Source organism: Massilia sp. LXY-5 (assembly GCF_059801075.1).
The window spans coordinates 348,057-369,020 of sequence record NZ_JBNNEH010000006.1 but is presented as its reverse complement, the minus strand read 5'-3'; the positions used below and the strand labels follow the sequence as shown (position 1 = coordinate 369,020).

Sequence of the window (20,964 nt, the reverse complement as noted above, 5' to 3'; positions counted from 1 at the left end):
GCACGGGGCTTCTTTGCTCACTTTTTATAACGAACACCATGCCCAGCACCGCGCGTTGGCGCAGGTACCGACCGCGTTTGAAAAGCCAGGGCAAGTCGAACTGGTGTTAACGGAGCTGCAGCGGCGCGGGCTGGGCGAGATCGTCACCCCGCACCGCGCGCCGCTGGTCTCGCTCGAACGCATCCACAGCCCGCGTTATATCCACTTTCTGCGCAGCGCCTGGAGCGAGTGGCTGGCGCTCGACCCCGCCAATAGCGGGCACGCTGCGCAGGCGTCGAACTGGCCGATCCGCGGCACGCGCAGCGACATCGAACCCGACAGTTTTACGGGACGCCTCGGCCTGTATTCGATGGACGCCACGCCTTTGACGGCCGGCACCTGGAATGCCTGTAAAACCGGCGCCGACTGCGCCATCAATGCGGCGCACGCGCTGCGCCTGGGCCGGCGCGGCAGCTTCGCACTGACCCGTCCGCCCGGCCAGCACGCCGGCGCCGACCATTTCGGCGGCGGCTGTTTTCTCAACAATGCGGCGCTGGCCGCCCAGCACCTGCTCGACGATGGGCTCAAACGCGTGGCCATCCTCGACATCGGCTACCACCACGGCAGCGGCACGCAGGGCATTTTTTATGCGCGCAGCGACGTGCTGACCGTTTCCATCCATGCCGACCCGCGCTCCGATTTTCCGTATTACCTCGGCCACGCCGGCGAAACGGGCAGCGGCGACGGCGCCGGCTGCAACATGAACCTGCCGCTCGCGCGCGGCGCGACCGGCGCGCACTGGCTGGCGGCGCTGGAGACGGCCTGCCTGAAAGTCGGAACGTTCGCGCCCGAGGCGCTGGTGGTCGCGCTCGGCGTGGGCAAGGCCATGGGCGAGGCGGACGCCAGCGCGCAGTTTGCGCTCTCCGGCGCCGATTACCTGCGCAGCGGCGAACGCATCGCCTGGCTCGGCCTGCCGACCGCCTTCGTGTTCGAGGGCGGGCAAGGGGCCGAGACCGGCATCCACACGGTCAACGTGCTCGAAGGTTTCGAGAGCGCAGCCTATTTATAATTTCACGGATTCACACATGATCGAATGGCAATGGAGCAGCTTCGCCGACCTTTCCGGCGCCCAGCTGTATGAAGTCCTGGCGCAGCGCCAGCAGGTTTTTATTCTCGAACAGACCTGCCTGTATCCGGACATCGACGGCTACGACCTCGACGCCCACCACCTGCTCGGCTGGCGCGACATCGGCGGCAGGCAGATGCTGGTCGCCTACCTGCGCTGCCTGGCGCCGGGGGCGAAATACGCCGAGATGTCGCTCGGCCGCATTCTGACGACCAACGACGTGCGCGGCAGCGGCGCCGGGCGCGAACTGGTCGCGCACGGCATCCAGTATGCCGAGCAGCTGCATCCCGGTCACCGCATCCGCATCGGCGCCCAGCACCGCCTGGAAAAGTTTTACCAGGACTTCGGTTTTGAAACCGTCTCCGCTCCTTACGACGAAGACGGCATCATGCACATCGACATGCTGCGCTGACGAATCAGCCTTTGAGCAGGCCGGATTTGCTCGGATCCGGCATCCTCAGGGCGACGATGAAGGCGAGCGCGCACATGCCGCTGACATACCAGTAAAAATTCTGCTCCATGCCGGCCTGCTTGAACCACAGGGCGACGTATTCCGCCGAGCCGCCGAAGAGCGCGTTGGCGACCGCGTAGGACAGGCCGACGCCGAGCGCGCGCACCTCGACCGGGAACATTTCCGCCTTGATCAGGCCGCTGATCGAGGTGTACAGGCTGATGATCGCCAGCGCGCCGACGATCAACACGCCCGCCACCCAGGGATTGGTGACGCCGTGCAGGGCCGACATGATCGGCACCGTGCACAGGGTCGCCAAACCGCCGAACCAGATCATCGCGGTACGCCGGCCGATGCGGTCGGACATGGCGCCGAACACCGGCTGCAGGCCCATGTAGATCAACAACGCGACCGTCATCACGGCGCTGGCGGTCTTGGCGCTCATCCCGGCCGTGTTGACCAGGTATTTCTGCATATAGGTCGTAAACGTATAAAAAATCAGCGAGCCGCCGGCGGTAAAGCCGAGCACCGTAATGAACGCGCGCTTGTGCTTCAACAGGCTGCCCAGGCTGCCCGCTTCCTTGCTGTTGCGGTCCGAAGCGGAGGTGGTTTCGGCCAGCGAACGGCGCAAATACAGCGACACCAGCGCGGCGGCGGCACCGCACACGAACGGAATGCGCCAGCCCCAGGCTTTCAGCTCCGCCTCGCTCAAGAGTTGCTGCAAGACCACCAGCACCAGCAGCGCCAGCAACTGGCCGCCGATCAGGGTGACATATTGAAACGAGGCGAAGAAGCCGCGCCGCCCGGGCAGCGCCACTTCGCTCATGTAGGTGGCGCTGGTGCCGTATTCCCCGCCCACGGATAAACCCTGGAACAGGCGCGCCAGCAGCAGCAAGGCCGGCGCCGCCGTGCCGATCTGGGCATAGGTCGGCAGCACCGCGATCATCAGCGAGCCGCCGCACATCATGAGCACCGAGATCATCATCGAATTCTTGCGGCCGTAGCGGTCGGCCACGTGGCCGAACAGCCAGCCGCCGACCGGCCGCATCAGGAAACCGGCGGCAAAAATGCCGGCCGTTTGCAGCAGCTGGGTGGTGGGATTACCCGATGGGAAAAAGGCCGAGGAAAAATACAGGGCGCAGAACGAATAAATATAAAAGTCGAACCATTCGACCAGGTTGCCCGAGGAGGCGCCGACAATCGCAAAGACGCGCTGGCGCGGTGTCAGTTCCTGGATGTCGGTGGGGGTAAGTGTTTCTGCCATGCTAAATGCTCCGGTAATTGCACAATCGGCGACCTGTTGAGGTCGCCGAAGGCGTATCGTACTCCAGAGCAGGTAGAACGATGGCGCGCCCTGGCGGACAGGAGTGTGCGGGCCGGTAGCGCGCGCTTGCCGGGAGCGGCGTGTGGGGCGCCGGCGCAGCACGCTTCGCAGGCCGATTACTCGACCTTGGTCAGCTCGACCTCGAACAGCAGGCCCGCGTTCGGCGGAATCGGACCGCGGCCGCTGCTGCCATAGGCGAGGTTCGAGGGGATCGACAGGCTGCGCTTGCCGCCCACCTTCATGCCGACCAGGCCCTGGTCCCAGCCGGCGATGACCATGCCGGTGCCGAGCGTAAAGGCAAAGCTGCCGCTTTCGAACTGGGCACCCTTGTGGTCAAGCGCGCCGGCGCTGTAATACCAGCCGGTGTAATTGACCGTGAGTTTCTTGCCGGCGGTGGCGACGGCGCCGGTGCCGACCACGCTGTCGGTCACGATCAGCGTAGCCGGGTTGGCAACGACAATGGCAGGAGCGCTGCCGTCGCTGTCGCTGCCGCCACCGCAGGCGCTCAGGCTCAGGACGGCGGCGCAGCAGGCGCAGATAAGGGAAGATCGGAGGTGCATCGGGAACTCGCGTAAGGTGTAGGTGTTTAACAGGAGAAACACTGCACCTTACCCGAGCCCGTACCTCCAGACTGTCCGCTTTTTGTACGGCTTATGTATCAGATCTCGACTTGCGTGCCGAGCTCGATGACGCGGTTCGGCGGGATCTGGTAATAATCGGCCGCGGCGCGCGCATTGCGCGACATGGCCGCGAACAGGTGCTCGCGCCAGGGCGCCATGCCCTTTCCCGGGGTCGAGATCACGGTCTGGCGCGCGATGAAGAACGAGGTTTCCATCATTTCGAACGGCAGCCCCAGCGTGGCGCAATGCTTCATCACGCCCGGGATGTGCGGTTCATCCTTGAAACCGTAATGCACGTTCAACTGGAAGCAGTTATGCCCGAGTTCCACCACCTGGACCTGCTCGGCCGCCGGGACCCAGGGTTCTTCCCGGATGTGGACGGTGAGAAAGACGACGCGCTCATGCAGCACCTTGTTATGCGACAGGTTGTGCAGCAGCGCATGCGGCACGCCGTCGGTTTCGCCGCGCAGGAAGATCGCGGTGCCGGGCACGCGCGTCGGCGGCCCGACGAACAGCGACTGCAAAAAGGCGTCGAGCGGAATGGCGTGCGCTTCCAGGTTTTCGAAGACCAGTTCCCGTCCGCGATTCCAGGTCAGCATGCCGGTCAGCAGGATGGCGCCCAGCAGCAATGGGAACCAGCCGCCGTGCAGCAGTTTCAGGGTACTGGCCGAGAACAGGGCGATGTCCATCAGCATGAAGAAGCCGGTGGCGCCGATGCAGACGGCCAGCGGCAGCTTCCAGCGATAGCGCGTCACAAAGAAGGTCAATATCGTCGTGGCCAGCATGGTGGCGGTGACGGCGATGCCGTAGGCGCCGGCCAGGCGGTCCGAGGAACCGAAGCCGGTCACCGCGATCAGGACCACGGCCAGCTGGATCCAGTTCACGGCCGGGATATAGATCTGGCCGATCTCGCTTTCCGAGGTGTGCAGGACGCGCATGCGCGGCAGCAGGCCGAGCATGATCGCCTGTTTCGTCATCGAATAGGTGCCGGAAATCGTCGCCTGCGAAGCGATCACCGCCGCCATCGTCGACAGCACGACCAGCGGATACACGCTCCAGCTGCCAAGCTGGCGGAAGAAGGGATTTTCGATGGCCGTCGGATCGGTGATCAACAGGCCGCCCTGGCCCAGGTAGTTCAGTGCCAGGGCCGGGAACACGATTAAAAACCAGGCAAAGCGGATCGGCTTCTTGCCGAAGTGGCCCATGTCGGCATACAGGGCCTCGGCGCCGGTCAGCGCCAGCACCACCGCGCCCAGGGCGACGAAGGCGATGAACTTGTTTTCCGCCATAAAGCGCGCCGCATGCCAGGGATTCAGGGCTTCGAGGATGACCGGCGCTTTCGCGATGTTGATCACGCCCATGACCGCCAGCGCGAGGAACCAGACGATCATCACCGGACCGAACCAGCGGCCGATACCGGCCGTGCCGTGGCGCTGCAGGCTGTACAGGCCGACCAGCACGACTACCGCCAGCGGCACGACATAGTGCGACAGTGCCGGGGTCGCCACTTCCAGGCCCTCGATTGCGCCCAGCACGGAGATCGCCGGGGTGATCACGCTGTCGCCATAAAACATGGTGGCGCCGAACACGCCGATCATCATCAGCGGATGGTACCAGCGCGAGGCTTTCGTGACGGAGTTCAGCACCAGCGCCATCAGCGCCATGATGCCGCCCTCGCCGCGGTTGTCGGCGCGCAGCACCAGGGTCACGTATTTCAGCGAGACGATCAGGGTCAGCCCCCAGAAGATCAGGGAGACGATGCCGAGCAGGTTGGGGGTGTTCAGCGCGAGGCCGTGTTCCGGGTCGAAGATGGTCTTGAGGGTGTATAGCGGACTGGTACCGATATCGCCGTAGACGATACCCACCGCAGCCAGCGTCATTGCCGCCAGGCCGCTTTTATTATTTTGCGACGTCAAGATTGCACCATATTGTTGTTCTGGTGCGGCGCACCATAAAATAACGACAAGAAAATTGCAAGAACTATTCGATGGCTGCCTTGGCCAGGGATACGCACGCTGGGTAGTGTTGCAAGTTTGCCCGAATACGGCTCGGCTGGTCGCGCGTTAGCGCGCCTTTACGGGGTAGTGAACAAAAATGCTGCCTCCGGCAAACCCGCGCCAATTCGCCGATAATACTCGACTGGCAACTCATCCCCTCTTCCTTCATGCGTACCGGCATCGTTTCCGCCGCCCTGGCCTTCCTGTGCTGGGGCCTGTTCCCTTTGTATTTCCACGCCATCGGCGAAGTGCCGGCGCTGCAGATCCTCGCCAACCGCATGCTGTGGTCGCTCGCCTTCCTGTTGATCGTGCTGGCGCTGCGCAGACAATGGCGCTGGCTGGAGCAGGTACGCCAGCCGCGCGTGTTCTGGAGTTTCGTCGCCTCGGCCGTCCTGTTGGCCGGCAACTGGCTGCTGTATATCTGGGCGGTCAACAACGGCCACGTGATCGAAGCGAGCCTCGGTTATTTCATTACGCCGCTGGTGAACATCATGTTCGGTTTTTTGTTATTAAAAGAACGCCTGCGCCGCTTGCAGTGGGCCGTCATCGCGATCGCCGCCCTCGGCGTGGCCTGGCTCACGGTGCAGTCCGGCAGCGTGCCCTGGATCGCCCTGCTGCTGGCCGCCACCTTCGGCGGCTACGGTTTATTACGTAAGACGGCCGCCCTCGGCGCTTTGGAGGGCTTGTCCTTCGAAACGATGGTGCTGTTCCCGCTGGCGGCAGCCTATGTTGCCTGGCTGACGCTGCATGGCGAGAATGCGTTCATCAACACGCCGTCCGACACGACGCGCTGGCTGCTGGTCGCGTCCGGCCCGATCACGGCCGTCCCGCTGCTGCTGTTCGCCAGCGGCGCCCGTCAAATTCCGCTGTCGATCCTCGGCCTGCTGCAATACCTGGCGCCAACCATCCAGTTTTTACTCGGCGTGCTGCTGTTCAAGGAAGCGTTCACGGCCGACCGGCTGGTCGGTTTTGTCCTGATCTGGGCGGCGCTGGCCCTGTTCGCCGGAGAAGGCCTGCTGCAGCGCGGGCGCGCCGCCCCGGCGCCGAAAGTTTCGTGACGGGGGTGCCCGACCGGGCGCTTCTATCGTATCCTTTGCACCTTGCATTTCTACAGAATTGAATAATGGCTAATTACGTCTATACGATGAACCGCGTGGGCAAAATCGTCCCACCGAAACGGCAGATTTTGAAGGACATCTCGCTGTCCTTCTTCCCCGGTGCGAAGATCGGCGTGCTGGGCCTGAACGGCTCCGGCAAATCGACCCTCTTAAAAATCATGGCCGGCATCGACACCGACATCCAGGGCGAAGCGCGTCCGATGCCGGGCCTGAACATCGGCTACCTGCCGCAGGAGCCGCAGCTCGATCCGGAAAAAACCGTACGCCAGGAAGTCGAATCGGGCCTCGGCGAAGCCTTCGAGGCGCAAGCCAAGCTCGAAGCGGTGTATGCCGCCTACGCCGACGAAGACGCGGATTTCGATGCGCTGGCCAAGGAACAGGAACGCCTGGAAGCCATCATCTCGGCGGCCGACGGCGGCAACCTGAACCTGCAAATGGAAATGGCGGCCGATGCGCTGCGCCTGCCGCCGTGGGACGCGAAAATCGGCGTCCTGTCAGGCGGCGAGAAGCGCCGCGTGGCGCTTTGTAAACTGCTGCTGAGCAAGCCGGACATGCTGCTGCTCGACGAACCGACCAACCACCTGGACGCGGAATCCGTGGAATGGCTGGAACAGTTCCTGCTGCGCTTCCCGGGCACCGTGGTCGGCATCACCCACGACCGCTACTTCCTGGATAACGCCGCCGAATGGATCCTGGAACTGGACCGCGGTTCGGGCATCCCGTGGAAGGGCAATTACAGTTCCTGGCTCGACCAGAAGCAGGCGCGTTTAAAACAGGAAGAGTCGACCGAATCGGCACGCCAGAAGGCGCTGCAGAAGGAACTCGAATGGTCGCGCCAGAATCCGAAGGCCCGTCAAGCCAAGTCGAAGGCACGCCTGGCGCGCTTCAATGAACTGTCCGAATTCGAATACCAGAAGCGCAACGAAACCCAGGAAATCTTTATTCCTGTCGCCGAGCGCCTCGGCAACGAAGTCATCGAGTTCAAGAACGTCTCGAAAGCGTTCGGCGACCGCCTGCTGCTCGACAACGTGTCGTTTACGGTACCGCCAGGCGCGATCGTCGGCATCATCGGCCCGAACGGCGCCGGTAAATCGACCCTCTTTAAAATGATTGCGGGTAAAGAGCAGCCGGACAGCGGCGAAGTCGTGATCGGCAAGACGGCGCGCATCTCGCTCGTCGACCAGCACCGCGACGAACTGGCGAACAACAAATCCGTGTTCGAGGACGTCACCGCCGGCGCCGACATGCTCAGCGTCGGCCGCTTCGAGATGCCGTCGCGCGCCTACCTCGGCCGCTTCAACTTCAAAGGCTCGGACCAGCAGAAGATCGTCGGCAACCTGTCCGGTGGCGAACGCGGCCGCCTGCACCTGGCGAAAACCCTGCTGCAAGGCGGCAACGTCCTGCTGCTGGACGAACCGTCGAACGACCTCGACGTGGAAACCCTGCGCGCCCTGGAAGATGCGCTGCTGGAATTTGCCGGCAGCGTGATGGTGATCTCGCACGATCGCTGGTTCCTGGACCGCATCGCGACGCACATCCTGGCCTTCGAAGGCAATTCGCAAGTGACCTTCTTCGACGGTAACTACCAGGAATACGAAGCGGACAAGAAGAAGCGCCTGGGCGAAGAAGGCGCGAAGCCGAAGCGGATCCGCTACAAGCCGCTGACGACCTGATTCCCCGAATCGTCATCGAAACAGGCTCCTGCGAGCACGACGCCCGGCACTGCCGGGCGTTTGTTTTGATAGATGATTTTCGCGCGGAAATGAAACGCGGTTCCTGAAAAGCCGTGTGTAGAATCGATCATTGATGAGGCTCTTGGAACCTATCCCAGTTCCCGCCTCCCATTTGCGCCAATCGACATGGCGATCACCATCGATTGGCACACTTTGCTCATGACAGACTACCGCGACAACCGGGTCCCCGGTGGGACCTTTTTCTTCACGGTGCGCCTGCTGGACCGTGGCAGTACCCTGCTGACGGACCATATCGCCGCTTTTGGCGACGCCATCCGCCAGGCGCGCGTCCGCAAGCCCTTCCACGTCGACGGCTGGGTGGTCCTGCCCGACCATGCCCACGCGATGTGGACCCTGCCGCCCGGCGACCACGACTGTTCCAGCCGCTGGCGCGCCGTGAAAATCGCGTTTTCCAAGGCGCTGCGCAAATCGCTGGCCGCCGCCAGCGCCGACGGCGCAATCTGGGCGCGCCAGTACCAGGAATTCCGGGTGTCCGACGAGGCCGAATACGCCTCCCTGATCGACTACATGCACACCAATCCGGTGCGCCATGGCCTGTGTACCTGCGCCCACGACTGGCCCTGGTCCTCGGTCCACCGTTTTATTGCCGAAGGTTTATTGGCGCCGCAACTGGAAACGCCGCCCGTTCTGCCGCCCTGGGCCATGCGAAACGGCGGAGGGATCGGGGCCGCACCCGCTTTGTGAGTCGGAAGCGCAGCGCGCGCCAAGCGCTACTACCAATAGAAAAAGGGCCCGCAGGCCCTTTTACTTTGTTACCTCAGCGACGCATTAAAACTGGTACTTCGCGCCGATGGTGAAGACGTCCGGCTTTGGACCGAAGTCTTGTTTCTTGCCGTAGCGCTCGTACTCGGCGGTCAGCGCGACTTGCGGGGTCACGTTGTACTGCATGCCCAGGGCGCCGTAGCCACCGTTATCGCTGACCTTGCGGTTCAGGCCTGCGGTAGCCGATTCCATTTCGGCCTTGGTGTGGGCCACGCCCAGCTTGCCGAAGACCGAGAACTTGTCGTTCAGGGGCATGGAGGCCTTGCCGGCGACATAGGCGCCGTAGCCATCGGTCTCGGTATTAACGTTGGCACCGTTCAGGGTGTAGTTGCCGCCGGCCTTGCGGAAGTCGGTATAACCGGCTTCGACGCCGAATTTATCGGTCAGTTCGACGCCGCCGAACACTTTGCCCGAAAACTTGTAGCCGTCATTGTCGTTCATGGTCGCGCCGTTCACCTTGTATTCGCGATCGGCACCCGAGGCGCCGACGCCGACATACGGACGTGGGGTGATGGTCTGGGCCTGGGCGGCGGTCATGAGTGCGGAGCCTGCGATCAGTGCAAAGATGAGCTTTTTCATACGTAAATCCTTTTCACGTTTGTTGTCTGGCTCGCAATTCATCGTGAATCGCGATGTGTCCAAGATAGCATCATGAAAAGGGTGCACACAGTCCAAATCCAGTAAGAACTGTAAGCAAATGTAAGATAACTGACCTAAAGTTCAGTTATTTTGCGTGCGAAATGCCGCCGAATACGTGCAGATTAAACGACGTACCTGAAGGTTAGATTAATCCGTTCTCCTAGGGAACGAGCCGATTTATTGATGCCGTGGAGCCAGTGTTTCTGCAATTGCCCACTCATCAATAAAAGGCTGCCCTCCTCCAGCGCGATGCGGATGGTCTGTTTGTTGCGTTTATGCCGCAAAATAAAGGGACGGGTCGTGCCGTAGCTGAGCGAGGCGATGATGGGTTCCGGGCCGAGTTCCGGCTCGTCGTCGCTGTGCATGCCCATGCTGTCCTGCCCGTCGCGGTAGCGGTTCAGGAGTACGCTGTTAAACCGCGCGCCGCAGGCCGCCTCGACCGCCGCGCGGATTGCCAGCAGCAGTGGCGTCCACGGCAAGGGTTCCAGTTTCAGGCCCGAATAGGTATAGCTGGCCTCGCCATACCAGGCCGTCAGGCGCGGCTGGGGATGGCGCTTGCCGTAGACGACCACGCTTTCCTGGCGCCACGGCGTCTCGTCCAGCAGGCGCTGTAACACCTCGGCGTTCGGCCAGGGCAGCGGCAGCTGGCTCAGCAGCGCCAGTTGTCCGTCTTCGATGGGAATCGGCAACAGTGTGCCGGGGGTGTCGAACAGATCCATGGATTCATTCAGCGATTATCATGGGCGTATCGCCAGATGGAGAATTGTCGCATGAACAAACGTGAGTTCTTCGGCGCGACCCTCGCCGCGAGCGCCCTGCCCGGCCTGGCCGGCGCGGCCGGCGCTGCGCCGGCCGGCCCGGTGCTGCTGACGATCAACGGAGATATCCGGCGCCCGAACCGCGGCGCGCTCGATCCGGCGCTCGACCAGATGATGGCCAGGCACAAGCTCAGCTTTACGCAGGCCCATGCGCTCGACTTCGCGGCGCTGGCGCGGCTGCCGGCACGCACGATTCACCCCACGCTCGAGTACGACGGCAAGGCGCATGCCCTGCACGGCCCCTCGTTGTCCGACGTGCTGGCCCTGGCCGGCGCGCCGGGGGCAAATGACACCCGCATCACCCTGCGCGCGGTCGACGGTTACGCTGCCGGCATCACCCTGCGCCAGGCGCGGGCCCAGGGGTTTATCCTGGCCACCCACCTCGACGGACGGCCGATGGCGCTCGGGGGCCTGGGACCGCTGTGGGCCGTCTACGATGCCGACCGGGTGCCGGAGATGGCGGCGCAGCCGCTGGCGGCCCGTTTCGGCGCCTGCCCCTGGGCCTTGTACCACATCGCCGTGCAGGCTTAATGCCAAACGCACGAGGCCGCAAAGCGGGCTCGTGCGTGAACAGGTAGCGGGGAACTCCGGAGCACCGGTGGCGGCACTCCCGGCAGGCATCAGGCGTAGGCTTCGGCCATGCTCATCACGCGGGTCGTGACCGTCACGCCGAGATCGCCGAACAGGCTGTTGATGGCGGCCAGGTTGGCGCTGCATTCCTCGGCCTTCCAGCCCTTGAACAGGTCGGTGCCATCCTTTTCGAAATGCAGGTCGAGCACGCGGCCGCCGTCGCGGTGGGTGTAGTTCTTCTGGTAGGTGCTTTTGAAACCGAGCTCGGCCAGCGCCGCGAGCACGCCCTGGGGCGGATTGTCGGGATCGGTTGCCAGGTAGACGCCGAAGGTTTTACCGGGCGGCTTGGCGGCGACATCGACTTCATAAATGCCCGGTGCCTTCATGGCCGCGGTACTTTTCAAAAACAACATGGTGCCTCCTACGCATCGAACCGGCCCGGGCGCGACGCGCACCAGTCACCGACATGACGGATTCAACAGCAAAGCTTATTGCCGTTTGGGAACTTTGTCGATTACTGGATGCAGATTTTTTGCTCTAGTGCATCAATAAACCAACGGCCGCCCCGCAAACGAGGGCGCCACTTGCCACCATGCCAAGCACAAAACCGATTTCGCGCTTGGCCGGGTCGCGGTAATAACCCAGCGCATACGCAATACGTCCCGCGCACCAGAGCAAGCCGCCGGCCGCGGCCCAGGTGTCGCTCAAATATACAGCGCACAGCCACAGGGGGACCAGGACGATCGGCAGCTGCTCGAGCGTATTCGCCTGCACCCGCTGGGCGCTCTGGAAGGCGGCGGGCCCGTCCATCGACGGCGCCGCTACCTTGTATTTCACGCGCGCATAGCCGGCCATGACGCCGGTCCAGAAATACACCCCGAGAACGGCCAGCGTGGCCCAGGCGGTCAACAGCATCGATATTCCTCAGTGAATGTAATGAAGGGTCAGGCCTCGCCGCGGCGCTTGCGCCCGGCCAGCGCCGTGGTGGCCTCGACCAGGGCCGCATACAGCGTGGCCGTGGGTGCATCCCAGTCCTGCAGCGCCGCCTGCTGGCGTGCCACGGTCGCCATGTCGCCGCGCGCGACCGGTCCGCTGAGCGCCGCGGGAGCGCCCAGGCGGAACACATTGGCGAGGGTTTCGCTCGCCAGCGGCTGGGCCAGTTCGCGTGCAATGTGCGGTGGCACGCCGGCGGCGGCATAGGTGCGCAGTGCGGCGTCGAGCACCGTCACCAGGTAGTTCGAGGCGAATACCGAGGCCGCGTGATAGACCGTCTTGGCGGCAGCATCGATGGCGACCAGGCGCGCACCGATCGCCTCGAAGGCGGGAGACAAGCGCACCAGTGCGTCCGCATCTCCCTCGACGCCGCACCAGGTGCCTGCAAAATGGGCAGCGACCGAATCGGGGTCGGCGAAACTGCGCACCGGGTGGATGCTGGCGACCTGCGCACCGGCCTGGCTTGCCGCTTGCAGTTCACCGGAGGCCTTGGCGCCGCTGCAGTGGAAGACGGTGGCGCCGTTCAGTAGTCCAGCTGCCGCCAGCGCCGCGCAGGTGGGCGCGATCTGGTCGTCGCCGACGGCCAGCATCCAGACCGATGCGGGACGCAATGGCGCCACCTGCGCCAGCGCGCGGCCGGCGCCAATGAACGCGACGGCATCCGCGGCACTGGCCTGCGAACGCGTCAGCACGTCCTGGACGGCGAACACGCCGTGCTCATGAAACAGGCGGCCCAGCGTGCGCCCGACATGGCCGGCGCCCACGATATTGAGCGTTGCAAGCATCAGAATCCGGCGCCCGGCTGGCTCAGGTACTGCAATTCGTCGGCGCTCGAGGCCCGTCCGAGGATCGGATTGCGGTGTGGGAAGCGGCCGAAGCGCGCGATCACGCCGCGGTGGCGGTGCGCGTAGTCGAGCATCTCCGTAAACCCCTCGTGTTCGCCCGCCAGGCGCGCGAACAGGTCGACCGCGCACTGCTGCATGCGCGCGTCTTCCGCGTGCTCGTAAGGCATGTAGGCAAAGGCGCGCTGGAAGGGCGCCAATACGCGGTCGCCGCCGCTTTCGACCAGGGATTGGGCGGCGGCGAGCGCCAGCGTGTCGCCGGCAAACGATTCAGGCGTCTCGCGATACGCATTGCGGGTGAACTGGTCGAGTACCAGGATGCGCGCCAGCGTGCCTTGCGCGCCCTGTTCGAGGTCCCATTCACGCAGGCCGCCGGCGATCGCCTGGGCGATCAGGCTGCCGAAGCGTTCGCGGATCTGCGTGTCGAAGGCCGGATCCTTGCGGAACCATTCGGGCCGCGCCTTGCCATGGCCGGGATCGCCGGCAGGCAGGAACCAGAAATCGAGAACGTCTTGAGCATTCATCCGTATTACCCCAGTCTTGTTTTCATTTTAATTACGTGCGTGCGAGAGTTGAAAACCTTCGACGCCTTCGGAGGCCGCCAGTTCGGCGGCCAGTTCGGTGAGCGTGGCACGGTTGTGGCGCGACATCGCGATCGCGACGAAACGCCACTCCTGGCGTCCGTTGTTGCTGGAGATCGTCAGCGAGCTGTTGGCGATCTGGTAGCCGCGTTCGAGGGCCGCTTCGCGCAATGCATCCTCGCGCGGCAGGAAGGCTTCGCGAAAACGCAGCGTCACCGCCACCGCGCGCCGCGACGGCAGAAACGCTTCCACGCGCGTCAGGTAGATCATGATCATGGCCGAGAAGAAGGCCAGTCCCATCGCGGACAAATAAAAGCCGACGCCGACCAGGATACCGATTACCGACGAACTCCAGATCGAGGCGGCGGTCGTCAAGCCGCTGATATTGAAACCCTCGCGCATGATGACGCCGGCGCCGAGAAAACCGATGCCGGTTACCACGCCCTGCATCACGCGGGTCGGGTCGACCGTGCCGATCGCCCCCATCTGGCCGCCGAACCACATCTCCGGATAGCCGCTGATGATGGTCAGCGCGCACGAAGCCATGCACACCAGGCCATAGGTGCGCATGCCGGCCGCGCGTCCGTGATAGGAGCGTTCGTAGCCGACCAGCAGGCCGAGAAAGAGCGCCCCGGCCAGGTGCAGCAGGATCACCGCATTGGTGGCGATCTCGTTCGGCGACCAGTAGGGCAGCAGGTATTGGGCGTTCGTCATGGCGCGCTTGTCGGGACCACGGGACGCCTCACGGTTTTTTCTTGACCAGCTGCTTCTCGAACGCGATGTCGTTCTTGGTCATGCGCTTGACTTCCTGCGGCCCGAGGCCGTTCACGAAACGGACGAAGTCGTCCAGTTCGAGCGGCTCGCACAGCGGGGGAGAGCCCGGCATCTCGGACAAATAAAAGCCGCCGCTGGCGGTGCGGGCCATCGAATAGCCGGTGTGGCCGGTGCGGCGTTTTAAACGCTCGATGGCGGAACTGGCGCGGGTGGAGCGGGCGGAGACCATCAGATCGCCTCCGTGCGCAGTGCGAGCCATTCACGCGCGCTGCCCGCCACATGCGGCAGCAGGCGCTCTGCTACCTGCGCGTGGTAGTCGTTCAGCCAGGCTTTCTCGTGCGGCTGCAGCAGCGACAAGTCGAGGCAGCGCGTGTCGATCGGGCACAGGGTCAGCGTCTCGAAGCGCAGGAATTCTCCGAACTCGCCCGCATTTCCTTCCTCCTTCGCGGGGACGTTCAGCACCAGGTTCTCGATGCGGATACCCCAGCGTCCCGGTTTATAGATGCCCGGCTCGATCGAGGTGATCATGCCCGGCTCCATCGCCGTGTGCGGGTCGGGCGCTGCCGATGGGGAGATGACCTGCGGGCCTTCGTGCACGTTCATGAAATAGCCGACGCCGTGGCCGGTGCCGTGGCCGTAGTCGACGCCCGCCGCCCAGATCGGGGCGCGTGCGATGGCGTCGAGCATCGGAGACCTGGTGCCGCGCGGGAACTGGGCGCTCGACAAGGCCATCATCCCTTTCAGCACCAGGGTGAAATCGCGGCGCTGGTCGGCACTGATGTTCCCGACCGGGACCACGCGCGTGATGTCGGTGGTGCCGCCCAGGTACTGGCCGCCCGAATCGATCAAGAGCAGGCCATCGCCTTCGATCACGGCGTGGGAAGCCTGCGAGGCGCGATAGTGCATGATTGCGCCGTTGGCGTTGAAGCCGGCGATCGTGCCGAAACTCGGGCTGACAAAACCCGGGCGGCGCGCACGCGCGGCCGTGATCCGTTCGTCGATCGTCAGTTCGGTCAGCGGCGCGCGCTGCGGGTCGGCCAGGGTCGCTTCCAGCCAGGCGAAGAATTCGCACAGGGCCGCGCCGTCCTGCTCCATGGTGGCGCGCACGTGGGCGGCTTCGCTTTCCGTCTTGCGCGATTTGGCGAAGGTGGTCGGGTTGATCGCCTCGACCACGTTGACGCCGCCGGCCACGGCTTCACGCATGCCGGCCGTGATACGTCTCGGGTCGACCAGCAGGGTGGAACCCGCCGGCAGGGCCGACAAGGCTGCGGCAGCCTGCGCATACGGCGCCAGGCGCACGCCGTCTTCCAGCAGCCGTGCCCGCAGTTCAGGCGCTGCCTTATTTTCGGCGACAAACAGCGTCGCGCCGTCCTGTTCGATCAGCGCGTGGGCGACGAACACCGGATTGAAAGGGACGTCGGCGCCGCGCAGGTTGAGCAGGTAGGCGATGTCGTCGAGCGTCGACATGAAATGGCGCTCGGCGCCCAGTTGCGCCATCGCCGCGCGGGTCGCGGCCAGTTTGTCGGCGCGCGCTAAGGTCGCGTGCGGCGCCGCGTGTTCGTACAGCGCTTCGGTCGGCAGTCCCGGGCGCTCGCTCCAGATCTGGTCGAGCAGGTCGATGTCGGTGCGCAGTTTGACGTCGCGCGCTTGCAAGGCGTCCTTCAACAGGCGCGCCACGGCCAGGCCGAGTACGCGCGCGTCGACCGCCACCGTCTGGCCGGGCTGCATGGTCTTTGCCAACCAGTCGATGTGCAGCAGGCTGGCGCCCGACGGAATCTTCATCAGCGCGATCCCGCTGCCGGCCAGCTCGGTCTCGGCCTGGGTCCAGTAGCGGCCATCGGTCCAGACGCCGGCGAAATCGGCGGTCGCGATCAAGGTGCCGACCGAACCCGTAAAACCGGACAGCCATTCGCGGCCCTGCCAGCGGCGCGGCAGGTATTCGGACAGGTGGGGATCGCTCGACGGGACGATATACGCATCGATGCCGTGGCGGGCCATCGCGGCGCGCAGCAGTTTTACACGCGCCGCAGGGGAAGAGGTATGCGTTGGAGTAGACATGCCTCCTATCATACCTCCAACCATAGGAGATGGCGCAGGCAATCGTGGCCGTGCATCCTACGCCTGGAAGGCGCGCAGTCCCTCGAGATCGAGCACCCGGATCCCGCCGTAATCGAGCCGTACCACCCCCGCCTTCTCGAGCAGCTGCAAGGCGACGTTGACGCGTTGGCGCGAGGCGCCCGACAGGTAGCCGATCTCTTCCTGCGAGAGCTGCACCAGCGGTTCCACGCCCGGATACAGGTGGGCGTTGAACATCGCCGCCAGGCAGCGCGCGACGCGCGTATCGACGTCGAGCATGCGGTCGGTCTCGACCTGGCCGATGAACTGGCCCAGGCGCTCGTTGAGCTGCATGAGCAAGAACCGGTTGAACGGCAGGCTGATCTCGAGCAGCCACTCGAAGGTGGCGCGCGGCATGCGGGCAACGCGGGTGTCGCGCAGCGCCATGACGTCGTATTTCCTGAATTCGTCCTTCAGCAAGGATCCCTCGCCGAACCAGCCGCCGGCGGTCACCCCGGTAAACGTCACGCTTTTTCCGGACGGCGAAAAATTATTGATCTTAACGAGGCCGTCGATGATGCCGACCCAGTTTTCCAGCGCTTCTCCCTTGCGGCAGACAAAACCGCCTTTCGGGACGAACTGCTCGAAACAGTCGGCCTCGACCCGCGCCATTTCGACAGGCGTCAGCACGCGTCCCCAGATCGTGGCGCGCAGGTGTTCCAGCAGGGTCTGTGTCGGCATTTTCATTGTGCAACGCGTCATCGAAAGTCGGCCAATTGTCATTCAGATGACAACTTATTAAACGAACGCCAAGTACTATCTTCACATAAAAATTTCGCCGGCCAAAGATTTCGTGCGGAACCACACCAGGAGACAGCGATGGAGACATCGGAGAGCGTGCCCTTGCAGACTTTCCCGCGGCGCCTGCTCGCCCACGGGCAACAGCGCGGCGCACGCCCGGCGTTTCGCGAGAAATACCTGGGCATCTGGCAGGAATGGTCCTGGCTGCAGGTCAATGCCGAGGTGAGATCTCTCGCCTGCGGGCTGGCCGCGCTCGGTTTCGAACGCGGCATGAACCTGGCCATCATCGGCGACAATCGGCCGCGCCTGTACTGGGCGATGTTGGCGGCCCAGTGCCTGGGCGGCGTGCCGGTCCCGCTCTACCAGGATGCGCCGGCGGCCGACATGGCGCATGTGCTGAACGACGCCGATATCGAGTTCGCTGTGGTCGAAGACCAGGAGCAGGTCGATAAACTGCTCGAACTGCAGGCCCTGTGCCCGCGCGTGCGCCGCATCGTGTTCGAGGACGAACGCGGCATGCGCCATTATCGGCACGCCGGCCTGCTGTCGTTTGCCGCCCTCCAGGAAATGGGACGCGCCTGGGATGCGGCCCACCCCGGCGCCTTCGACGCCGCGGTTCAAAGCGGCCAAGGCAGCGACACCGCCATCATCCTCTACACCTCGGGCACCACCGGCAAGCCGAAGGGCGTGATGCAGTCGCACGCGGCCCTGATCGCGGCGGGCGAAGGCGGGGTCGGCTTCGACAAGCTGACCGAACGCGAGGACATCCTTTCCTACCTGCCGATGGCCTGGGTCGGCGATTGCCTGTTTTCGCTGGCGCAGGCGATGGTCGCCGGTTTTACGGTGAACTGCCCGGAGTCGAGCGACACGGTGCTGACCGACCTGCGTGAAATCGGCCCGACCTATTATTTTGCCCCACCTCGCGTGTTCGAGAACATGCTCACCACCGTCATGATCCGGATGGAAGACGCGGGCGCCATCAAACGCCGCATGTTCGACTATTTCATGGCCGTGGCGCGCCGCAGCGGCGCCGCCATCCTGGACGGCAAGCCGGTCGGCGCCCTGGAACGGCTTAACTATGCGCTGGGCCGGCTGTTCGTCTACGAGCCGCTGAAAAACGTGCTGGGCCTGTCGCGCGTGCGCATCGCCTACACCGCGGGCGCGGCCATCGGTCCCGACCTGTTCCGTTTCTATCGCTCGATCGGGATCAATTTAAAGCAGCTGTATGGCTCGACCGAAACCTGCGCCTATGTCTGCCTGCAGCCGGACGGGAACATCAAGTTCGACAGCGTCGGTATTCCCGCGCCCGGGGTCGAGGTGCGCCTCGCCGAGAACGGCGAAGTACTGGTAAAAGGCGTGTCGAACATGGATGGCTATTTTAAAAGGCCGGACGCGACGGCCGAAGTGATCGACAGCGACGGTTATTTTCACACCGGGGACGCCGGCATGTTCGACAGCGATGGGCATCTGAAAATCATCGACCGCGCGGCCGATGTCGGCAGGATGAACGGCGGCGCCATCTTCGCGCCCAACTACATCGAAAATAAACTGAAGTTCTTCCCGTTCATCAAGGAGGCGGTCGCCTTCGGCAATGGGCGCGACCAGGTCTGTGCTTTCCTGAATATCGACATGGAAGCGGTCGGCAACTGGGCCGAGCGGCGCAACCTCGCCTATTCCGGCTACACGGATCTGGCGGCCAATCCGCAGGTGCTGGAACTGATGCGCGACTGCGTACAGAAAGTGAATGCCGATCTCGCGAATGAAGCGCTGATGGGACAAACGCAGATCCACCGTTTTTTAGTGTTGCACAAGGAACTCGATCCGGACGACGACGAGCTGACCCGCACGCGCAAGGTGAGGAGAAAATTCGTCGCCCAAAAATACGCCGTGCTGATCGAGGCGCTGTACACGGGCAAGACTTCGCAGTTCATCAGCACGCAGGTCAAATTCGAGGACGGGCGCAGCGGTGTCGTCAGCGCCGAGCTGCGCATCGTCGATGCCGCTACCTATCCCGTGCTGCAGGAGGCGGCGTGATGGAAATGACCCAGCCCCCAGGCCAGCCGGGCACCGAGCGCCGGATCGGCGACGTGATCCTCGACCTGAAAAACATTTCGCTCTCCTTCGGCGGGGTGAAAGCGCTGACCGACATTTCCTTCGACGTGAAGCAACACGAGATCCGCGCCATTATCGGGCCGAACGGCGCCGGCAAAAGCTCGATGCTGAACGTGATCAACGGCGTGTACCGCCCGCAGCAGGGAGAAATCGTGCTGCGCGGCGTGCACCGCACGAACATGGACTGCTACGGCGCGGCGAAAGCGGGCATCGCCCGCACTTTTCAAAATATCGCGCTCTTTAAAGGGATGACGGTGCTGGACAACATCATGACCGGCCGGAACCTCAAAATGAAAACGAATTTTTTGCAGCAAGCGTTTTACCTGGGCGCGGCGAGAAGGGAAGAAATCGCGCACCGCGAACAGGCCGAGGCGATCATCGATTTCCTCGAGATCCAGGCGATCCGCAAGACGCCGGTGGGGCGCCTGCCCTACGGCCTGCAAAAGCGGGTCGAACTTGGGCGCGCGCTGGCGGCCGAACCCGAGATCCTGCTGCTGGACGAACCGATGGCCGGCATGAACGTCGAGGAAAAGCAGGACATGTGCCGCTTCATCCTCGACGTGAACGACCAGTTCGGCACGACCATCGTCCTGATCGAGCACGACATGGGCGTGGTGATGGACATCTCCGACCGCGTCGTCGTGCTCGACTACGGCAAGAAGATCGGCGACGGCACCCCGGACGAGGTGCGGACTAATGCGAACGTGATCAAGGCCTACCTCGGCCAGGCGCACGAAGGGAGCGCGGCATGAGCTTTTTCATCGAAGTGCTGCTCGGCGGCCTGCTGTCGGGGGTGATGTACGCGCTGGTCGCCATCGGCTTTGTCCTGATCTATAAAGCCTCGGGCGTCTTCAATTTCGCGCAAGGCGCCATGGTCTTCTTCGCGGCGCTGACCTGCGTCGGCATGGTCGACAAATTCGGCGTCTCGCTCTGGCTCGCCATTCCCTTGACGATCCTGGTGATGATCGCGCTGGCGCTGGCCATCGAACGGGTCGTGCTGCGGCCCCTGGTGAACCAGCCGGAAATCACGCTGTTCATGGCCACGATCGGCCTGGCGTTTTTTATCGAGGGCCTGGCCCAGCTGCTCTGGGGTTCGCAGGTCCGTAAACTCGAGCTGCCGATCGAGGACGTGCCAAACGAATACCTGATGGAGCATTTCAATATCCTGGTATCGCAGTTCGACATGACGGCGGCCGTGGTGTGCGCGGTGCTGGTGGTCGCCCTGGCGCTGCTGTTCACGAAAACGCGGGTCGGGCGCGCCCTGCGCGCCGTAGCCGACGACCACCAGGCGGCGCTGGCCGTCGGCATTCCGCTGCAGAGAATCTGGGTCGTCGTCTGGTCGGTCGCGGGACTGGTGGCGCTCGTCGCCGGCCTGCTCTGGGGCGCGCGCAATGGCGTGCAGTTCGCATTGACCTTCATCGCCCTGAAAGCGCTGCCGGTGCTGATCCTGGGCGGGTTCACCTCGATACCGGGTGCGATCGTCGGTGGCCTGATCATCGGCGCCAGCGAAAAGCTGGCCGAAGTCTATATCGGGCCGATGGTGGGCGGCGGCATCGAAGGCTGGTTCCCGTATGTGCTGGCCTTGCTGTTCCTGCTGGTGCGGCCCGAAGGGCTGTTCGGCGAAAAAATCATCCGGAGAATTTAAACC

22 protein-coding genes are annotated in these 20,964 nt (G+C 63.7%); 9 read left to right on the top strand and 13 right to left on the bottom strand.

Features of this window, described 5'->3' with window-relative positions; all coding sequences use genetic code 11:
- Nucleotides 1–13 precede the first annotated feature (13 nt).
- Both ACI48I_RS20155 and ACI48I_RS20150 read left to right on the top strand, forming a co-directional pair.
- Nucleotides 14–1,048, top strand: coding sequence for a histone deacetylase family protein (locus tag ACI48I_RS20155; RefSeq protein ID WP_193687883.1), 1,035 nt, complete (start codon nt 14–16; stop codon nt 1,046–1,048).
- A gap of 16 nt (nt 1,049–1,064) precedes the next feature.
- Nucleotides 1,065–1,517 carry a GNAT family N-acetyltransferase gene (locus ACI48I_RS20150; RefSeq protein ID WP_498575212.1) on the top strand — a complete coding sequence of 151 codons (453 nt, stop codon included), beginning with the start codon at nt 1,065–1,067 and terminating at the stop codon, nt 1,515–1,517.
- Between the two features lie 4 nt (nt 1,518–1,521).
- Here the strand turns inward: ACI48I_RS20150 and ACI48I_RS20145 are convergent, their stop codons facing one another.
- The 3 genes from ACI48I_RS20145 to ACI48I_RS20135 all read right to left on the bottom strand — a co-directional run bounded on the left by ACI48I_RS20145 (nt 1,522) and on the right by ACI48I_RS20135 (nt 5,416).
- Nucleotides 1,522–2,820, bottom strand: a complete 1,299-nt coding sequence (locus tag ACI48I_RS20145; RefSeq protein WP_498575211.1) for an MFS family transporter — start codon at nt 2,818–2,820, stop codon at nt 1,522–1,524.
- Nucleotides 2,821–2,996: 176 nt separating this feature from the next.
- Nucleotides 2,997–3,440, bottom strand: coding sequence for an FKBP-type peptidyl-prolyl cis-trans isomerase (locus ACI48I_RS20140; protein ID WP_498575210.1), 444 nt, complete (start codon nt 3,438–3,440; stop codon nt 2,997–2,999).
- 98 nt (nt 3,441–3,538) lie between these two features.
- Nucleotides 3,539–5,416: a potassium transporter Kup gene (locus ACI48I_RS20135; protein ID WP_498575209.1), complete on the bottom strand. Its 1,878-nt coding sequence runs from the start codon at nt 5,414–5,416 to the stop codon at nt 3,539–3,541.
- Between the two features lie 248 nt (nt 5,417–5,664).
- Here ACI48I_RS20135 and rarD point away from each other — a divergent pair, with 248 nt between their 5' ends.
- From rarD to ACI48I_RS20120, 3 genes are all read left to right on the top strand, one after another.
- A complete protein-coding gene (gene rarD / locus ACI48I_RS20130; RefSeq protein WP_498575208.1) occupies nt 5,665–6,555 on the top strand; it encodes an EamA family transporter RarD in 891 nt (296 codons plus the stop codon).
- A 65-nt stretch (nt 6,556–6,620) separates the two neighbouring features.
- A complete protein-coding gene (gene ettA / locus ACI48I_RS20125; RefSeq protein ID WP_193687877.1) occupies nt 6,621–8,288 on the top strand; it encodes an energy-dependent translational throttle protein EttA in 1,668 nt (555 codons plus the stop codon).
- Nucleotides 8,289–8,507: 219 nt separating this feature from the next.
- Nucleotides 8,508–9,053, top strand: coding sequence for an REP-associated tyrosine transposase (locus ACI48I_RS20120; protein ID WP_193687876.1), 546 nt, complete (start codon nt 8,508–8,510; stop codon nt 9,051–9,053).
- Between the two features lie 84 nt (nt 9,054–9,137).
- On the opposite strand, the gene ACI48I_RS20115 is transcribed toward ACI48I_RS20120, so the two are convergent.
- Together ACI48I_RS20115 and ACI48I_RS20110 are read right to left on the bottom strand one after the other, a co-directional pair.
- A complete protein-coding gene (locus tag ACI48I_RS20115; RefSeq protein ID WP_498575207.1) occupies nt 9,138–9,710 on the bottom strand; it encodes a porin family protein in 573 nt (190 codons plus the stop codon).
- A gap of 182 nt (nt 9,711–9,892) precedes the next feature.
- Nucleotides 9,893–10,489, bottom strand: a complete 597-nt coding sequence (locus ACI48I_RS20110; RefSeq protein ID WP_193687874.1) for an alpha-ketoglutarate-dependent dioxygenase AlkB family protein — start codon at nt 10,487–10,489, stop codon at nt 9,893–9,895.
- Nucleotides 10,490–10,540: 51 nt separating this feature from the next.
- Here ACI48I_RS20110 and ACI48I_RS20105 point away from each other — a divergent pair, with 51 nt between their 5' ends.
- The gene (locus ACI48I_RS20105; protein WP_498575206.1) at nt 10,541–11,119 is read left to right on the top strand and encodes a putative pterin-binding protein; all 579 of its coding nucleotides are present in this window, start codon (nt 10,541–10,543) and stop codon (nt 11,117–11,119) included.
- A gap of 89 nt (nt 11,120–11,208) precedes the next feature.
- Here ACI48I_RS20105 and ACI48I_RS20100 read toward each other — a convergent pair whose 3' ends face one another.
- The 8 genes from ACI48I_RS20100 to ACI48I_RS20065 form a co-directional block, all read right to left on the bottom strand.
- Nucleotides 11,209–11,571, bottom strand: coding sequence for a hypothetical protein (locus ACI48I_RS20100; RefSeq protein ID WP_193687872.1), 363 nt, complete (start codon nt 11,569–11,571; stop codon nt 11,209–11,211).
- A gap of 124 nt (nt 11,572–11,695) precedes the next feature.
- A complete protein-coding gene (locus ACI48I_RS20095; RefSeq protein WP_193687871.1) occupies nt 11,696–12,073 on the bottom strand; it encodes an MAPEG family protein in 378 nt (125 codons plus the stop codon).
- Nucleotides 12,074–12,102: 29 nt separating this feature from the next.
- Nucleotides 12,103–12,936, bottom strand: coding sequence for a Rossmann-like and DUF2520 domain-containing protein (locus ACI48I_RS20090; protein ID WP_498575205.1), 834 nt, complete (start codon nt 12,934–12,936; stop codon nt 12,103–12,105).
- A complete protein-coding gene (locus ACI48I_RS20085) occupies nt 12,936–13,517 on the bottom strand; it encodes a DUF924 family protein (protein WP_498575204.1) in 582 nt (193 codons plus the stop codon). Before ACI48I_RS20085 ends, ACI48I_RS20090 begins: the two co-directional genes overlap by 1 nt.
- Before the next feature lie 27 nt (nt 13,518–13,544).
- Entirely contained in the window at nt 13,545–14,288 is a 744-nt protein-coding gene (locus ACI48I_RS20080; protein WP_193687868.1) for an MgtC/SapB family protein, read from the bottom strand.
- Between the two features lie 28 nt (nt 14,289–14,316).
- Nucleotides 14,317–14,577, bottom strand: a complete 261-nt coding sequence (locus tag ACI48I_RS20075) for a hypothetical protein (RefSeq protein ID WP_193687867.1) — start codon at nt 14,575–14,577, stop codon at nt 14,317–14,319.
- A complete protein-coding gene (locus tag ACI48I_RS20070) occupies nt 14,577–16,406 on the bottom strand; it encodes an aminopeptidase P family protein (protein ID WP_498575203.1) in 1,830 nt (609 codons plus the stop codon). The genes ACI48I_RS20075 and ACI48I_RS20070 overlap by 1 nt, the downstream gene beginning before the upstream one ends.
- A 57-nt stretch (nt 16,407–16,463) precedes the next feature.
- Nucleotides 16,464–17,150: a Crp/Fnr family transcriptional regulator gene (locus tag ACI48I_RS20065; RefSeq protein WP_407943882.1), complete on the bottom strand. Its 687-nt coding sequence runs from the start codon at nt 17,148–17,150 to the stop codon at nt 16,464–16,466.
- 132 nt (nt 17,151–17,282) lie between these two features.
- Here ACI48I_RS20065 and ACI48I_RS20060 point away from each other — a divergent pair, with 132 nt between their 5' ends.
- Genes ACI48I_RS20060 through ACI48I_RS20050 form a run of 3 tightly spaced genes read left to right on the top strand, consistent with a single transcriptional unit; the run spans nt 17,283 to nt 20,961 of the window.
- Entirely contained in the window at nt 17,283–19,238 is a 1,956-nt protein-coding gene (locus tag ACI48I_RS20060; protein ID WP_193687865.1) for an AMP-dependent synthetase/ligase, read from the top strand.
- Entirely contained in the window at nt 19,238–20,068 is an 831-nt protein-coding gene (locus ACI48I_RS20055) for an ABC transporter ATP-binding protein (RefSeq protein WP_498575202.1), read from the top strand. Before ACI48I_RS20060 ends, ACI48I_RS20055 begins: the two co-directional genes overlap by 1 nt.
- Nucleotides 20,065–20,961 carry a branched-chain amino acid ABC transporter permease gene (locus ACI48I_RS20050; RefSeq protein WP_498575201.1) on the top strand — a complete coding sequence of 299 codons (897 nt, stop codon included), beginning with the start codon at nt 20,065–20,067 and terminating at the stop codon, nt 20,959–20,961. Before ACI48I_RS20055 ends, ACI48I_RS20050 begins: the two co-directional genes overlap by 4 nt.
- Nucleotides 20,962–20,964: the final 3 nt, after the last annotated feature.

Excerpts from the sequence above, each read along its gene's own strand:
- ACI48I_RS20150 (WP_498575212.1), top strand. The coding sequence starts at position 1,065 with ATGATCGAATGGCAATGGAGCAGCTTCGCCGACCTTTCCGGCGCCCAG.
- ACI48I_RS20145 (WP_498575211.1), bottom strand. The coding sequence starts at position 2,820 with ATGGCAGAAACACTTACCCCCACCGACATCCAGGAACTGACACCGCGC.
- ACI48I_RS20140 (WP_498575210.1), bottom strand. The coding sequence starts at position 3,440 with ATGCACCTCCGATCTTCCCTTATCTGCGCCTGCTGCGCCGCCGTCCTG.
- rarD (WP_498575208.1), top strand. The coding sequence starts at position 5,665 with ATGCGTACCGGCATCGTTTCCGCCGCCCTGGCCTTCCTGTGCTGGGGC.
- ettA (WP_193687877.1), top strand. The coding sequence starts at position 6,621 with ATGGCTAATTACGTCTATACGATGAACCGCGTGGGCAAAATCGTCCCA.
- ACI48I_RS20120 (WP_193687876.1), top strand. The coding sequence starts at position 8,508 with ATGACAGACTACCGCGACAACCGGGTCCCCGGTGGGACCTTTTTCTTC.
- ACI48I_RS20115 (WP_498575207.1), bottom strand. The coding sequence starts at position 9,710 with ATGAAAAAGCTCATCTTTGCACTGATCGCAGGCTCCGCACTCATGACC.
- ACI48I_RS20110 (WP_193687874.1), bottom strand. The coding sequence starts at position 10,489 with ATGGATCTGTTCGACACCCCCGGCACACTGTTGCCGATTCCCATCGAA.
- ACI48I_RS20105 (WP_498575206.1), top strand. The coding sequence starts at position 10,541 with ATGAACAAACGTGAGTTCTTCGGCGCGACCCTCGCCGCGAGCGCCCTG.
- ACI48I_RS20100 (WP_193687872.1), bottom strand. The coding sequence starts at position 11,571 with ATGTTGTTTTTGAAAAGTACCGCGGCCATGAAGGCACCGGGCATTTAT.
- ACI48I_RS20095 (WP_193687871.1), bottom strand. The coding sequence starts at position 12,073 with ATGCTGTTGACCGCCTGGGCCACGCTGGCCGTTCTCGGGGTGTATTTC.
- ACI48I_RS20090 (WP_498575205.1), bottom strand. The coding sequence starts at position 12,936 with ATGCTTGCAACGCTCAATATCGTGGGCGCCGGCCATGTCGGGCGCACG.
- ACI48I_RS20085 (WP_498575204.1), bottom strand. The coding sequence starts at position 13,517 with ATGAATGCTCAAGACGTTCTCGATTTCTGGTTCCTGCCTGCCGGCGAT.
- ACI48I_RS20080 (WP_193687868.1), bottom strand. The coding sequence starts at position 14,288 with ATGACGAACGCCCAATACCTGCTGCCCTACTGGTCGCCGAACGAGATC.
- ACI48I_RS20075 (WP_193687867.1), bottom strand. The coding sequence starts at position 14,577 with ATGGTCTCCGCCCGCTCCACCCGCGCCAGTTCCGCCATCGAGCGTTTA.
- ACI48I_RS20070 (WP_498575203.1), bottom strand. The coding sequence starts at position 16,406 with ATGTCTACTCCAACGCATACCTCTTCCCCTGCGGCGCGTGTAAAACTG.
- ACI48I_RS20065 (WP_407943882.1), bottom strand. The coding sequence starts at position 17,150 with ATGAAAATGCCGACACAGACCCTGCTGGAACACCTGCGCGCCACGATC.
- ACI48I_RS20060 (WP_193687865.1), top strand. The coding sequence starts at position 17,283 with ATGGAGACATCGGAGAGCGTGCCCTTGCAGACTTTCCCGCGGCGCCTG.
- ACI48I_RS20055 (WP_498575202.1), top strand. The coding sequence starts at position 19,238 with ATGGAAATGACCCAGCCCCCAGGCCAGCCGGGCACCGAGCGCCGGATC.
- ACI48I_RS20050 (WP_498575201.1), top strand. The coding sequence starts at position 20,065 with ATGAGCTTTTTCATCGAAGTGCTGCTCGGCGGCCTGCTGTCGGGGGTG.